11 protein-coding genes are annotated in these 13,425 nt (G+C 59.2%); 5 read left to right on the top strand and 6 right to left on the bottom strand.

The genetic code is table 11. The features are described 5' to 3' along the window. Positions 1 to 7: 7 nt before the first annotated feature. The 4 genes from CAF87_RS00055 to CAF87_RS00040 form a co-directional block, all read right to left on the bottom strand. Positions 8 to 748 carry a pilus assembly protein gene (locus CAF87_RS00055; protein ID WP_085730131.1) on the bottom strand — a complete coding sequence of 247 codons (741 nt, stop codon included), beginning with the start codon at positions 746 to 748 and terminating at the stop codon, positions 8 to 10. A 26-nt stretch (positions 749 to 774) separates the two neighbouring features. Then, the gene (locus CAF87_RS00050) at positions 775 to 2,010 is read right to left on the bottom strand and encodes a hypothetical protein (protein ID WP_085730130.1); all 1,236 of its coding nucleotides are present in this window, start codon (positions 2,008 to 2,010) and stop codon (positions 775 to 777) included. Between the two features lie 3 nt (positions 2,011 to 2,013). Further along, positions 2,014 to 4,536 carry a CS1-pili formation C-terminal domain-containing protein gene (locus CAF87_RS00045; protein ID WP_085730129.1) on the bottom strand — a complete coding sequence of 841 codons (2,523 nt, stop codon included), beginning with the start codon at positions 4,534 to 4,536 and terminating at the stop codon, positions 2,014 to 2,016. An 82-nt stretch (positions 4,537 to 4,618) separates the two neighbouring features. Next, positions 4,619 to 5,116, bottom strand: coding sequence for a CS1 type fimbrial major subunit (locus CAF87_RS00040; RefSeq protein WP_085730128.1), 498 nt, complete (start codon positions 5,114 to 5,116; stop codon positions 4,619 to 4,621). A gap of 491 nt (positions 5,117 to 5,607) precedes the next feature. Between CAF87_RS00040 and CAF87_RS00035 the strand changes: the two genes are divergently transcribed. Further along, positions 5,608 to 6,183 (top strand): PadR family transcriptional regulator, encoded by a 576-nt coding sequence (locus CAF87_RS00035; protein WP_085730127.1) that lies wholly within the window; start codon positions 5,608 to 5,610, stop codon positions 6,181 to 6,183. Further along, complete coding sequence (locus CAF87_RS00030) at positions 6,180 to 6,965, top strand: siderophore-interacting protein (RefSeq protein ID WP_085730126.1); 786 nt, start codon at positions 6,180 to 6,182, stop codon at positions 6,963 to 6,965. Before CAF87_RS00035 ends, CAF87_RS00030 begins: the two co-directional genes overlap by 4 nt. Positions 6,966 to 6,983: 18 nt before the next feature. On the opposite strand, the gene CAF87_RS00025 is transcribed toward CAF87_RS00030, so the two are convergent. Together CAF87_RS00025 and CAF87_RS00020 are read right to left on the bottom strand one after the other, a co-directional pair. Then, positions 6,984 to 7,622: a Pr6Pr family membrane protein gene (locus CAF87_RS00025; protein WP_085730125.1), complete on the bottom strand. Its 639-nt coding sequence runs from the start codon at positions 7,620 to 7,622 to the stop codon at positions 6,984 to 6,986. A 1-nt stretch (position 7,623) separates the two neighbouring features. Continuing rightward, complete coding sequence (locus CAF87_RS00020; RefSeq protein WP_007956650.1) at positions 7,624 to 7,854, bottom strand: VF530 family DNA-binding protein; 231 nt, start codon at positions 7,852 to 7,854, stop codon at positions 7,624 to 7,626. A 299-nt stretch (positions 7,855 to 8,153) separates the two neighbouring features. Between CAF87_RS00020 and CAF87_RS00015 the strand changes: the two genes are divergently transcribed. The 3 genes from CAF87_RS00015 (at position 8,154) to CAF87_RS00005 (ending at position 12,764) form a co-directional block, all read left to right on the top strand. Next, the gene (locus tag CAF87_RS00015) at positions 8,154 to 9,515 is read left to right on the top strand and encodes a carbohydrate porin (RefSeq protein WP_085730124.1); all 1,362 of its coding nucleotides are present in this window, start codon (positions 8,154 to 8,156) and stop codon (positions 9,513 to 9,515) included. A gap of 92 nt (positions 9,516 to 9,607) precedes the next feature. After that, complete coding sequence (locus CAF87_RS00010; RefSeq protein ID WP_085730123.1) at positions 9,608 to 12,019, top strand: glucose/quinate/shikimate family membrane-bound PQQ-dependent dehydrogenase; 2,412 nt, start codon at positions 9,608 to 9,610, stop codon at positions 12,017 to 12,019. A 376-nt stretch (positions 12,020 to 12,395) separates the two neighbouring features. Beyond that, complete coding sequence (locus tag CAF87_RS00005; RefSeq protein WP_085730122.1) at positions 12,396 to 12,764, top strand: DUF6124 family protein; 369 nt, start codon at positions 12,396 to 12,398, stop codon at positions 12,762 to 12,764. Positions 12,765 to 13,425 lie beyond the last annotated feature (661 nt).

The following is a 13,425-nucleotide window of genomic DNA, read 5'->3' as shown; positions in this document are numbered from 1 at the left end:
GTGATGTTCAACCGGCGGTACTCAGGTTCTTTTTGCTTTCGCCTTCGACCAGGATGAAGCGATACTCGCGCCCGGCCTTCTTCTCGAACTCAAAGGTCTTACCGGCGAGGATGTGGTGTTTGGTGGTCGGCTCGCATTCGGCTTCGCTGGCTTTCGAGCAACTCTTGAACTCGTCGATCACCACCACCGTGTTGCCGTTGTTGCGCACTTTGTAAGAACCCGCCACGTCATCGATCACGCTGTCAAATCGCGCATCCTTGGGTCGCACGAAGAATATCGTGCCGAAGCCGGCCATGACGTTGACTCCGGCCGTCAGGGTCTTTCTGTATTCCTCGCGCTCTTCGCCGGAGACCGCGAATTCGTCTTCCTTCTCGGGAACCACCGGAACAAAACGCACACGAAAATAACGCTCTTTGTCGCGCTCCCCCATGAACAGCAAACGGGTGCCCTGCATGCCTTGGGCGGGAATGATCAAACGTGCGGGACTGGCCATGAGGCCGTCACGGGCGCTGGCATCGGCTTGTACCTTGACCGGTACTTCGGTGGACGTGCCATCGGCGTTGTAAAGGATTTCCAGCACATTGATTTTCACGAACGCCGTACTGTCCCCGCTGTTGTACACCCGTTTCAAATAGGTACTTTTATCACCGGCCAAATAGTCATAAACAACTCCGATATTGATATTCGGACCCGCCTGAGCGCACAGGCTGAACAGATACAGGCCTACCAGAACAATCACTTGCTTCATGCGCACAACCTCTCAATAAAGACCCATCACTGCTGGGGTGATATTTCCGAATCAAAAACGACAACAATCGTGCCGGAGTACTTGTTCCCCCTGCCCGAGGTCAAAATGGTTTCGGTCCACTCTCTGGGAACTTCGAAATGCAGCGTTCCCTGCTGGCGGTCGATGTACTTGCCAGGCTGGAAGGTCACGGCGTTCAACTCTCCCGGTAAAAGCTCCTTGAGCCTTACCGGGTTACCGCTGGCATCAGTCAATCCGCCAGGCAGGCTTACCTTGACTTGAAGGAGTGCAGCGGCGTTGTTGGCCTCATTGAATAGATAGCAATAGTTCGGGTTCTCCCGCGCGCATTCCAGATGCACCTTGAAGCGAGAGCTGGCGGATATATGGAACGTCTGGTCGCGGTAAAGTCGTGCGGGAGGCTTGCGGGTGTTCAACCAGGTTTGCCAGCCACCATCGGGTTCCAGCGCAATGCGATTGCCACCGGGTGGTAAATCGACTTTCAGGACGTGCTGCACATCCAGCACAAAATCCAGGTTGAGGGCAGTGTCGTCCGAATCCATGAACGGCCCCATCGTGAAGTCGGCGCTACCCCGACCGAGACTGTAGGTCAATGAACCGGTGTACAGCCCGGACGACATGCTCAAGGGGTTCGGCGTTCGCAGCTCGTAGGCAATGTCGAGATGCTCGAACAACATGTGGCCTACATCGAACGCAGCGGTTTTATTACAACTCCCTTGTTCGGGCGTTTTCCAGAAGAACTGATAGCTGCTGATACCGTAGTACCCAACGCCGCTGTACAGACATGGAGGGGGTGCATAAACCCAGGAGTTGCCGGTCCAGAGTTTGCGATGTGCCTCCAGGACGTTGGACTCGCCGGTCAGTTCGGTGACCGGTTTACTCAGTTGAAATCTCGACCCTATTCCACTGATCCGCACTTCTACCGTACTCGTCTCCAGCGTCTCCTGGTTGGTGACCGTCAAACGTCGCCAGTCAGCAGGCACCTTCACCCAAATGCCGTTATCCGAGAAAAGCGGAGTGACCGTACTGAAACGAATCGGTACTTGAATACTGAACATTCTGTTGTCTTCGCATTCACTCGGAAAAATCGCGCAATACCCGCTGTTCGGCGTTTTATTGATGAATTCGTTTTTGTTCGGTTGCGACGGATCCGGCTGGAACAATGCCCTGATCTCCTGATTCGCCGCCTGCGCCGATGACAGGCTCAGCACCATCAGAAAAACTGGCCAACAGGATGTTTTCTTCATCGTTCAACCCGCCTTCTGATCAGTGAACGTCGCATCGGCCAGCGTGTCTGGACTGCACCGTAAATCGCCGATCATCAACACGTTGTTTTCCACCCGCCCTTGCTGAGGATCGAGGCGGAACTGGCACAGCAATTGATCGGCAAATCGCACTTCAAGCGTCGGCGAGCCGGCATTCATTTCCATGGAGAAAAACCCGTCGACCTCGCTCACGCCACGGCTGGCGTGGTTGATCACATGGTGGCCCTTGAGGGGCCGCCCCTGCGGATCGAGCAAACGTCCCAGCACCGTGAAGGTTTTCATCACCCGTACCTTGCGGTACTGCACACCGCCCTTGTTCAAGTGATAACGGGTGCGCGCCGGCTCGATGGTCGCCGCCGGTACATGGTTGCCGACGAAGTCAAAACTCACCGAACTGTTCTTGTAGGCCGTGATCGGAATGAAATTGCGCCCTGGTCTCAGCGCAGCGCTGCCGCCGCTCAAGTCATCGGCGCGCAGGGCGATGCCGTCGACGTCGGATTCGACATCCACGATCATTCCCGCACCCCGCCCCTGAGGCTGGCTGGTCATGACGATTGCCTGCCCACCAATAGCCACGGTGCTGTCCAGGTTCAAGCCACCGGTGTAATTGCCGTTGTAGGAAGAGCGCTGGACGAAGCCATCGCCATTGACGGTGTCGGTGCTGAAGCTGGCCTGACCGTTCAAGCCGATCCCGTAGGTGTCGGTGAGTACCGTCGCCATCACGCTTTGCAGCGCGTGATCATCGAAGTTCTTTCGATAACCGAGCGAGCCGTTGTTGTCACGACTCCCGTCGCGGGCAGTGCGCGTACCGATACTGCCGGAAATCTGCTGGCCAGGGCCGCCCAACGCGACATTGAGGCTCAGATCCACACCCCGGCTGCGTGCGTCGCCGCTGCTGTAGCTGCCGGGCCGGTCAAACAGTGATAGTCGCCAGTTGGAGTCACTGCCAAACATCGTGGTGCGCTGGGTCCAGCCCAGATCGACACTGACGCCCTCAACGTTGCCCTCGCTGTGGGATACCCGTGCGTTGAGCGAGCTGTTGCGACTGACTCGATGGTTCAGCGCCAGCGAAGAGTTGCTGGTCTGGCCGGTGAACACGTTGCGCTGACGGATCCGGGTGCCGTCCGGCAGGGTGTCGTAGATGTCGGTGGTGTCCAGCCAGCTGCGGTTGTGACTGACCACCAGACTGCCGGCACCATAGTTATAAAGACCTTGCAGGTCGAGGCCGGTGCCGTGATCTTCCGTTTGATAAGCGTTGGCGAACAGGCTGACGGTGTTGGCCAGTGTCCAGTCGATGGACGTGCCGTATTGCAGTTTCTCGCGAACCTGACGTGCCGACAGCCCGAGGATGACTCGCGGATGGAGCAAGTAATTGAGCGACGCACCGGCCGTGGCATCGCCGCTGGCCTGCTTGTCCCAGTTGCTCAGCAGTTTGGTTTCCTGACCGGCAAACAGGTTGTAGCGCCAGCGCTCGTCGGCGTTACGCCAATTGTTCGGCTTGTAGACCAGCTCCTGAGTGGTCGAGGTGATCTGGCCATCCTCGATCAAGCGCACTTCCACCTCATAGATACCGCCGGGCAACGGTCGAGTGTCGAGGGTCTGCAAACCGGCGGGTACTGATTGCGTGTTGATCAGCAAACCGTCGCGAAAAATCTCCACCGATGCCTGACGGTTGGCAGTTACATAAATCGGATAGACGCTTGGATTCTGCAAATCGATGGCCAGACTGTCGGAACTGCCGTACATCAACCCCACCGTCGTATCCGGGCTGTTGCCGAACGAACGCGGCTGACGCGTAAGGCCTTCGGACGTCGGGGTGAAATAGCCCATGCGCAGGAAACTGCCTTGCAATTCTCGTTGGGCATGCAGTTCGTACACAGCGTGATAGAGCTGGTCATCAGGCCCGCCAAGGCGAGCCAGCTGCATATTGAAAGTTTGCGTCCAGTTACCCAGGCTGCCATTGGCCTCCAGGCCAAAACGCCCGCCCGGATCCTGATCCTGGCCGCCGTTGAGGTTGAGCTGATTGCGCACGATCAGGCCGCTGCTGCCGTCCTGCGGCTGCTCGTAGTAGCGCGGAGTTTCGGTATCGCGCTCGGCATTTTCCGTGACGATCGACACCAGCGAGTTTTCCAGGTTGTAGTGCACCGCGAGCATTTGCTCCGGGCATTGACCACTGCAACTCCCCAGCGCCACGCCGGGCTTGAGATAGCCCGCCCATTTCTCACGTTCGGCGGCGCCGAAACGGTTTTCTCCGGTATCGGTAAATTCGAGCAGGGTGATCCGGTCATCGCGGGTCAGCACGATCATCGCCTCACCCAACGCTTGCTGGTCGAGCTCCACCCGAACAGCCAGGGGCACGTCGAAAAAGTGCTCTTCGAAGTCTTTTGGCAAACCTTTGGCCTGCGCCAGCAAACTGCGTGGCGTCGTACCGGCAGACTCTGCGGCCGCAGCCGCACCGGCACAAAACAACAACGCAAGCGCAGTCGCGATGGAAGTCATCGGGAACATGTAAACGGACTCTGAGTGCGAACGGAAAAAGTCCGGCCGACTGACACATTCGCCAGCCCGCCGGGCTTTGTTACATCACGGGTTAGAGCGTGCTTCCGCCGGCCGGAGTGACCGCGTCGAACATCATGGTGACCGCACCGGTGTAATCGCCCGGTGTGAAGTTGGTGCCTTTGGCAGTGATTCGCAGCGGGGCACGGTAGTTCACGTCTGACTCGGCTTCACCGACAACCATTTGCGGGGTCTGGGTCAGCACGACATTGTTGAACCGTACTTCCAGATCAATGGCGCTCGCACCACCCACCAGTTTCGGTACGCCTTCCAGAGAGCCGTGAACCGAACCGTTGTTGTTGCGTACATCGAAGTAGCCTTCTACCTGTTTCATGTTGCCGGTGATCGGGCTGAAGCTCATGTCCTGATCCTTGTTGACCAGGTCCGGATCAGTCGGCACCACATAAAAGCCGTTGGTCGGTACATGGGCGACCAGGCTGATGGAGTGACGGGCTTCACCGGCAGCGAAGACCACGGAAGAACTCAGAGCCAGAACGGCCAGTGGAGCAGCGAAAGCCATTTTCTTGAACATCGGTCAGTACCTGTTTTCTTTTTAAGGAATCGGAGCATTGGAGTCCATACCAAACCGGCCAATAAGAGCCGGAACCTGGAAGTTCAACGCCGAGGCATGATCAACGCTTGTATCAAGAATGTAAGCAGGCAACTTCCCACGAACTTGTAGTTCAACAACCTCGCGACTCGAAAGAAAAAGCATCAGAAATCAAAAATATATAAAAGCAACTGTAAGGCATTCCCTACCTACAGTTATTCATAAAAAACGTTACAGCAGTTTCGACAATGACAGTCAGCACTTTCTAATCTTTTTAGAATATAAGCTCAAGCATTAATAGAGTGATAGCTTTAACTTTCCGGTTATTCCTGTCTTGATCAACAAGGCATAGAGGTCCTCCGTCGGCGCGCCTTTCTCACCGTGACCACTCGTCAGCTCTCCGGCAAAAAGCCCTTGCTCAGCCTTAAAGATATATCTTAAGTTGTATCTAAACACGACGAGAGAAGACTGAAATGAGAGACCATCATTCCCCCCACCGTGACCACAGCGACAGCCGTGACGGCTTCGAAAAACGCCACGGCCGCGAGCGCGGCGGGCGCGGCCCACGGGTATTCGCCCCAGGCGATCTGAAATTGCTGCTGCTGGCACTGATCGCCGAACAGCCGTGCCACGGCTACGACCTGATCCGCCAGATCGAAACCATGTTCGACGGCGCTTACAGCCCGAGCCCCGGCGTGATCTACCCAACCCTGACCTTTCTCGAAGAGAGCGAAATGATCAGCGGCGACGCCGAGGGCGGCAAAAAGCGTTACGCGGTGACCGATGCCGGTCGCCAATCGCTGAGTGAACAGGCGGTAGCGCTGGACGGCGTGCGTATGCGCATCGACGTCAGCAAACGTTCACTGCGCGGCCACGACCGGCCACCGGAAATCCATGAAGCGGTGCACAACTTGCGCCACGCCCTGCAAATGCACCACGGGCGCTGGAGCCCGGAAGAAATCCTGCGGGTACGTGACCTGCTCAACGACACCGCCAAAGCCATTGTCGACGGCCCAGCCGTTCAACCTGCTCCGGAGAAAGCCGAATGACTGAAGTCCAGACCCAAGGCATCCACCGTGTGATGCACGAAATCAAACGCCGCCGGCTCGAAGTCCTGCGCGTCGTCAATCTGACCCCGCGCATGCGCCGCATCACCCTCGGCGGGCCGGAACTGGCCGGGTTCATCAGCCTGGGCACCGACGATCACGTCAAACTGCTGTTCCCGCAGAACGCTGAACAGGCCGCCGCGCTGGAAACCCTGGTACTCGGCGGCGGCAAGGGCGACGTGCCGATGCCCGAGATGCGCGACTACACCCCGCGTCGTTATGACCTCGACAAGCTTGAACTGGACATCGACTTCGTCCTGCACGGCGACGGCCCTGCCTCGACCTGGGCCGAACAGGCTCAACCCGGGCAGTTCCTGCACATCGGCGGCCCGCGCGGCTCGATGATCGTGCCGGACATCTTCGACAGCTACCTGCTGATCGGCGACGAAACCGCCCTCCCCGCTATCGCCCGCCGCCTCGAAGGCCTGGCGGCCAATCGCAAGGCTTTGGTGGTGATCGAAGTGGAAAACGGCAAGGAACAGCAAGCGCTGGAAAGCGCGGCGCAGGTCAATGTGATCTGGGTGTTGCGTGAGGGCGGCAAAGACAATCTGCTGGCCACCATCAAACAATTGCAGGTGCCCAAGGGCAATCTGTATGCGTGGGTGGCGACGGAAACAAAAGTCTCGCGGCAGATCCGCCGGGTACTGCTCGATGAGCACGGGTTGGATGAGCAGTTCGTCAAAGCCGTCGGTTACTGGCGCGCCGAAGGCTCCGTAGAAGAGTGAATACGAGCGGCGGCGCTGCTAAAGGCGCCGCCGCTTCCAGCGATCAATCCCGATCACCAGCAACGCAATCAGCACAAACCCCAGCAGAATCCCCCCGGCATTGATGAACACCTGTGGATAGCCCAGCAGCGCCACGTCAATGAACGGATAGGCGTAAGCCCCCAGCAAATGCCCGCGAAACAGCGCATAGGCGAAGTAGGCCAGCGGATAGATCAGCCACAGCGGCAGATGCTTCAGACGCAGGGTGCCCTTCGGCACACACAACCACCAATAAACCAGAAACAGCAACGGCATCACGTCGTGCAGCAATTCGTCAGCGATAAACTGCCAGCCCTGCGGATGCCACAAATGTCTCAGCAGAATGCTGTAGGCCAGGCCCACCACCGCAATGCTGACGGCAATCCCGCTGCTGACCCAGGGTTGCAGAAACCACTGGCGCGCAGCGGATTCGCGATCGGTCACCGCGCAGGTCAGCACCACCGCCACCAGGGTGTTGGTGATCACGGTGAAGTAACTGAAGAAACTCACCAGCCCGCCCAGCAGACTGGCGCCGACGCTCAGGCGCGCAAAGAAAATCAGGTACAGCTGAATCCCCAGTCCGGCCCAGCCCAGCACCGCGGCTGAAGTGATCAGGCGTCGCCGCCATACGGCGTTCATCTCAGAGCGGTCGCTTGGTGCGCATCAGCTTCACGTACAGACGCTCAACCTTTTCCCGCGCCCATGGCGTCTTGCGCAAAAAGGTCAGGCTCGACTTGATGGTTGGATCGCTCTTGAAGCAACGGATGTCGATGCGCTCGGCCAGGCCCGACCATTCGTAGTGGGTCACCAGTGCATTGAGGATCTGTTCGAGGGTCACGCCGTGCAGCGGATCGGGATTGTGGTCGTTCATGCCGGGCCTTTGGGCGAAGTGAAAATGCAGAAGCCGCGCACCTTAGCCGAGGGGCTGAGCCGGTGGAAGGCCTTCCTTCAAATGTAGGTGAACCGCGCAAGATCGCAGGCTCGGTCGACACCGGCAATGTGATCGATTGACGCACTGTTACCGAATCCGAAAGGGTTCATGTCTGCAAAAGCACTTTGTGTTTTTGTAACAGGACATTATCCTGCCGCCCTTCTGCTGAATCGCTTCACTGCCTGCGTCAAATCGTAGCGGTCGGCTCATCCCCAAAAAAGATCAAGAAAGACCATTTCATGCCCGATTTTCCGTTTTCCCGAGACAGCGCTATCTCAACCCTGCGCCTGATCGGCGGCTGCACCGCCCTTGGCCTCGCCACCTGCACCCAGGCCGCCCCGGCCTTCGACAGTGAATCACCGTGGATGCTCGGTGACTGGAACGGCACCCGCAGCGAACTCTCGGCGAAAGGCATCGACTTCAAGCTCGACTACACCGGCGAAATGGGCAGCAACCTGCACGGCGGCTACGACCACGACCGCACCGCGCGCTACAGCGACCAATGGGGCCTCGGCACTCATCTGGACCTGCAAAAACTGCTGGGCTGGAACGACGCCGAATTTCAGCTGACCGTGACCAAGCGCAACGGCAACAACATCAGCAACGACCGCATCAACGACCCGCGCGTCGGTGGTTTCACTTCGGCCCAGGAAGTCTGGGGCCGTGGCCAGACCACCCGCCTGACGCAGATGTGGTATCAGCAGAAATTCTTCGACCAGAAGCTCGACATCAAGGTCGGCCGCTTCGGTGAAGGTGAAGATTTCAACACTTTCCCGTGCGACTTCCAGAACCTGGCGTTCTGCGGCTCGCAGGTCGGCAACTGGGTCGGCGGCATCTGGTACAACTGGCCGGTCAGCCAATGGGCGCTGCGCGTTAAATATCACCTGACGCCAGAGTTGTACGCGCAAGTCGGCGCCTATGAGCAGAACCCGTCGAACCTTGATCGCGGCAACGGTTTCAAACTCAGTGGCAGCGGCACCCAGGGCGCGATCCTGCCGATCGAACTTGTGTGGACGCCGAAGCTCAACGGCCTGCCGGGCGAATACCGCGCCGGCTACTACTACAGCAACGCCAAGGCCACCGACGCCTATAAAGACAGCAACGGCCAGCCGGCCGCCCTGAGCGGCGAAGCCTATCGCAGCGCGTCGAGCAAACACGGCGTGTGGCTCGGTGTACAGCAGCAGATCACCAGCGTCGCCAGCGACAACTCTCGTGGTTTGAGCGTGTTCGCCAACGGCACGATGCACGACAAGAAGACCAACGCTATCGACAACTACGTCCAGGCCGGCGTGGTCTACAAAGGCCTGTTCGACGCCCGCGCAAAAGACGACATCGGTTTCGCCCTGGCCCGCGTTCACGTCAATCCGGCCTACCGCAAGAACGCCGAAGCGACCAACCAGGCCCACGCCGTCTACGACTACGACGACCCGTCCTACCTGCCGCCGCAGGACACCGAATACAGCGCCGAACTCTATTACGGCGTGCACGTCACCAATTGGCTGACGGTGCGCCCGAACCTGCAATACATCCGCCATCCGGGCGGTGTGGACAAGGTCGATGACGCGCTGATTGGCGGGATCAAGATCCAGTCGTCGTTCTGATTCCAATTTTGCAATGAACCATGCCTGCGCCCAATCGTCATCTAAAGTGACTACAGCGCGGGACTACTTGAAACGTCACGGAGAACCACACTATGAGCACCGAAAGTGCTTCGAGTCGAGGCCGTCTGCTACCGAGCCTGCTCGGCATTCTGCTTCTACTGATGGGCCTGGCCATGCTGGCCGGGGGAATCAAGCTGAGCACGCTCGGCGGCTCGCTGTACTACCTGCTGGCCGGTATCGGCATCACGCTGACCGGCATTCTGCTACTGATGCGTCGTCGCGCAGCACTGGGCCTGTACGCCATCGTGCTGTTCGCCAGCACCGTCTGGGCGCTGTGGGAAGTCGGCCTGGACTGGTGGCAACTGGTGCCGCGTCTGGCGCTGTGGTTTGTCCTCGGCTTCGTGATGCTGCTGCCGTGGTTCCGTCGTCCGCTGCTGCTCAACGGTCCTGCTCCGATGGGCACCGGCGGCCTGACCGTGGCCGTGATTCTGGCCGGCCTCACCGCTCTGGCCAGCCTGTTCACCCACCCGGGCGAAACCTTCGGTGAACTGGGTCGCGACACCGCCGACACCACCAGCACCGCGCCAGCCATGCCCGATGGCGACTGGCAGGCCTATGGCCGTACCGAGTTCGGTGACCGCTACTCGCCACTGAAGCAGATCACCCCGGCCAACGTCGGCAAGCTGCAGGAAGCCTGGCGCATCCAGACCGGCGACCTGCCGACCGCTGATGATCCGGTGGAGCTGACCAACGAAAACACCCCGCTGAAAGCCAATGGCATGCTCTATGCCTGCACCGCTCACAGCAAAGTACTGGCGCTGGACCCGGACACCGGCAAGGAACTGTGGCGCTTCGACCCGCAAATCAAGAGCCCGGTCGGCTTCAAGGGCTTCGCCCACATGACCTGCCGTGGCGTGTCGTACTACGACGAAGCCGCTTACGCCAAGTCTGAAAACGCAGCCTCCGTCGTCATTTCCGAAGCCGGCAAAGCCGTCGCTCAGGCATGCCCGCGTCGCCTGTACCTGCCGACCGCCGATGCACGCCTGATCGCACTGAACGCCGACACCGGTAAAATCTGCGAAGGCTTCGGCAACAAAGGCGTGGTTGACCTGACCCAGGGCATCGGCCCATTCACCCCGGGTGGCTACTACTCCACCTCGCCAGCCGCAATCACTCGCGATCTGGTGATCATGGGTGGTCACGTTACCGACAACGAGTCGACCAACGAACCTTCCGGCGTGATCCGCGCCTACGACGTGCGTGACGGTCATCTGGTATGGAACTGGGACAGCAACAACCCGGACGCCACCGAGCCATTGGCCCCGGGCCAGACCTACAGCCGCAACTCGGCCAACATGTGGTCCCTGGCCAGTGTTGATGAAAAACTCAACATGGTTTACCTGCCACTGGGCAACCAGACTCCGGACCAGTGGGGCGCCGACCGCACTCCGGGCGCCGAGAAATTCAGCGCCGGTGTCGTCGCCCTGGACCTGAGCACCGGTAAAGTGCGCTGGAACTACCAGTTCACCCACCACGACCTGTGGGACATGGACGTCGGCAGCCAGCCAACCCTGCTGGACATGAAAACCGCCGACGGCATCAAACCTGCACTGATCGCCCCGACCAAACAAGGCAGCCTGTACGTCCTCGACCGTCGCGACGGCACGCCGATCATCCCGATCAAGGAAATCCCGGTTCCGCAAGGCGCCGTGAAAGGCGACCACACCGCACCGACCCAGGCCCGTTCGGACCTGAACCTGCTGGCCCCGGAACTGACCGAAAAAGCCATGTGGGGCGCCAGCCCGTTCGACCAGATGCTGTGCCGCATCCAGTTCAAGGAACTGCGCTACGAAGGCCAATACACGCCTCCGTCGGAACAGGGCAGCCTGATCTATCCGGGTAACGTCGGCGTGTTCAACTGGGGCGGTGTTTCTGTCGACCCGGTTCGCCAGATGCTGTTCACCAGCCCGAACTACATGGCCTTCGTCTCGAAAATGGTGCCTCGCGAAAAAGTCGCGGCCGGCAGCAAACGCGAGAGCGAAACCGCTGGCGTGCAACCAAACACCGGCGCGCCATACGCGGTGATCATGCACCCGTTCATGTCGCCACTGGGCGTACCGTGCCAGGCCCCGGCCTGGGGCTATGTCGCCGGTATCGACCTGACCACCGGCAAAGTCGTGTGGAAACGCAAGAACGGCACCAGCCGCGACAGCTCGCCAATCCCGATCGGCTTCACCCTGGGCGTGCCAAGCATGGGTGGTTCGATCGTTACTGCGGGCGGCGTCGGCTTCCTCAGCGGCACCCTCGACCAGTACCTGCGTGCTTACGACGTAAACACCGGTAAAGAGCTGTGGAAATCCCGTCTGCCTGCTGGCGGCCAGGCGACCCCGATGACCTACACCGGCAAGGACGGCAAGCAATACGTCCTGCTCGTTGTCGGTGGCCACGGCTCGCTGGGCACCAAGATGGGTGACTATGTGATTGCTTACAAACTGCCGGAATAAGCTTTAGCGGCGGTAAGGAAAAAGGCGATGCCCTGTGAGGGGTGTCGCCTTTTTTTGTGGGCTGCGTTTTCTTACACGGGGTGTGTATGTCCTACAGACGGGGGGGGTTCGGGGACGATTCCGACAAGTCGCGTCGGTTGTCCCTAGGAAACGGGGTGGATAGGCTTTGGGGGTCGCTGCAAATTCAGCGAACGGGCTTGGTCGTCCGGGTTTAGAATGGCGCACTTTTCAGCATGCTTAATGGCGGACTGTGCGTGGGAGGGCTAACGGCCCTGCCGGGTATCCATTCCCTGGTCGACCAACCTGCGTACGGTTCGCCACCCTATTGCTTGGTCGCATTGAGCGGCGAACTCCACATCCCGAATGGAGTTCCATCATGAAAAAACCAACACCGAATCCCCCCGAGTCAAACGACGCATCGCCCTACGAATCGCCAGATTCCAAAAAGCTCCACGAAGCCGCCGAGCGCGCTCTCGACCACTACCTGAAACCCAACGCCACCACCCTGCGCTTCCATAAACCCAGCACCATGTTCCAGGTCGCCCCCGATCAAGACAGCGAAAGCCTGCTGGTCCACGCCTGCGAATCACTGGCACAGGCCAACCTCATGACCAGTGACATCGCCGCACACATCGACCTCCCGCAGCGGCGGACAATCCTGGCCATTCAGCAAATCATCATGCTGGCCGAGCTGGCGGTGAATCGGGTGCTGGATAATGTCGAGGTCAGTCGATATCCGGCGTAAATGCTAATGAGATCTCTGCGGGAGTCAGGCTTGTGGTGAGTCAGTCAGGACTCTGCCCTCACCCTAGCCCTCTCCCGGAGGAAGAGGGGACTGACCGCGTTGTTTCGGAGAGGTACGCCGACGTGAGATACCGAGTCGAACTCAGGTTTTAGAGCCCCAATCGGCTCCCTCCTCCTCTCACCATCACCTTCTCCCTCTGCTCTTCCCTGCTCTTCACCACCCACCACGATGAGCGTTAGCTCGAGTACCGCTCTTGACGTGCCGGCCCCATCGGAAGGCTGAGTGGAGGGATTTATCCGGGGTTGGGAGCGCAGCGACCGTTTGGCGAAGCCAAACACATCGAGAGGAGGTGCAGCGAAGCAAACCGTAGGCGATGCCCCCGGATGAATCCTGGAACGAAGGAACACCGAGCCAAAGCGAGGTGCCGAACGCCGGGGCCCAGACCTTTGGTTCCTTTGGGGCGTTTGCCAAAGGGACTCGCCGTAAGGGCGAAACCACCATCGGGCGCACCCGAAAAAACGGATATATACCCGATAAAACCACAGCATGGCCGGCCCAAAGGCCGCCAAGCCCAACCCCCAAAACCCTGTCAAAACCCTGAACACACAACCAGAAACATCCACCCCCATTGAAACCACCCACCCCCCGCCCCATCTAACAC

The sequence above is a fragment of the Pseudomonas sp. R38(2017) genome, assembly GCF_002112395.1.
In the GTDB taxonomy this organism is placed as follows: Bacteria; Pseudomonadota; Gammaproteobacteria; order Pseudomonadales; family Pseudomonadaceae; genus Aquipseudomonas.
The sequence above is the reverse complement of the archived record's forward strand: the minus strand, read 5'-3'. Positions and strand labels throughout refer to the sequence as shown.

Bases quoted from the DNA above. Each gene is read 5' to 3' on its own strand.
- CAF87_RS00035 (WP_085730127.1), top strand. From the start codon at position 5,608: ATGAGAGACCATCATTCCCCCCACCGTGACCACAGCGACAGCCGTGAC.
- CAF87_RS00005 (WP_085730122.1), top strand. From the start codon at position 12,396: ATGAAAAAACCAACACCGAATCCCCCCGAGTCAAACGACGCATCGCCC.
- CAF87_RS00040 (WP_085730128.1), bottom strand. From the start codon at position 5,116: ATGTTCAAGAAAATGGCTTTCGCTGCTCCACTGGCCGTTCTGGCTCTG.
- CAF87_RS00030 (WP_085730126.1), top strand. From the start codon at position 6,180: ATGACTGAAGTCCAGACCCAAGGCATCCACCGTGTGATGCACGAAATC.
- CAF87_RS00025 (WP_085730125.1), bottom strand. From the start codon at position 7,622: ATGAACGCCGTATGGCGGCGACGCCTGATCACTTCAGCCGCGGTGCTG.
- CAF87_RS00015 (WP_085730124.1), top strand. From the start codon at position 8,154: ATGCCCGATTTTCCGTTTTCCCGAGACAGCGCTATCTCAACCCTGCGC.
- CAF87_RS00050 (WP_085730130.1), bottom strand. From the start codon at position 2,010: ATGAAGAAAACATCCTGTTGGCCAGTTTTTCTGATGGTGCTGAGCCTG.
- CAF87_RS00020 (WP_007956650.1), bottom strand. From the start codon at position 7,854: ATGAACGACCACAATCCCGATCCGCTGCACGGCGTGACCCTCGAACAG.
- CAF87_RS00055 (WP_085730131.1), bottom strand. From the start codon at position 748: ATGAAGCAAGTGATTGTTCTGGTAGGCCTGTATCTGTTCAGCCTGTGC.
- CAF87_RS00045 (WP_085730129.1), bottom strand. From the start codon at position 4,536: ATGTTCCCGATGACTTCCATCGCGACTGCGCTTGCGTTGTTGTTTTGT.
- CAF87_RS00010 (WP_085730123.1), top strand. From the start codon at position 9,608: ATGAGCACCGAAAGTGCTTCGAGTCGAGGCCGTCTGCTACCGAGCCTG.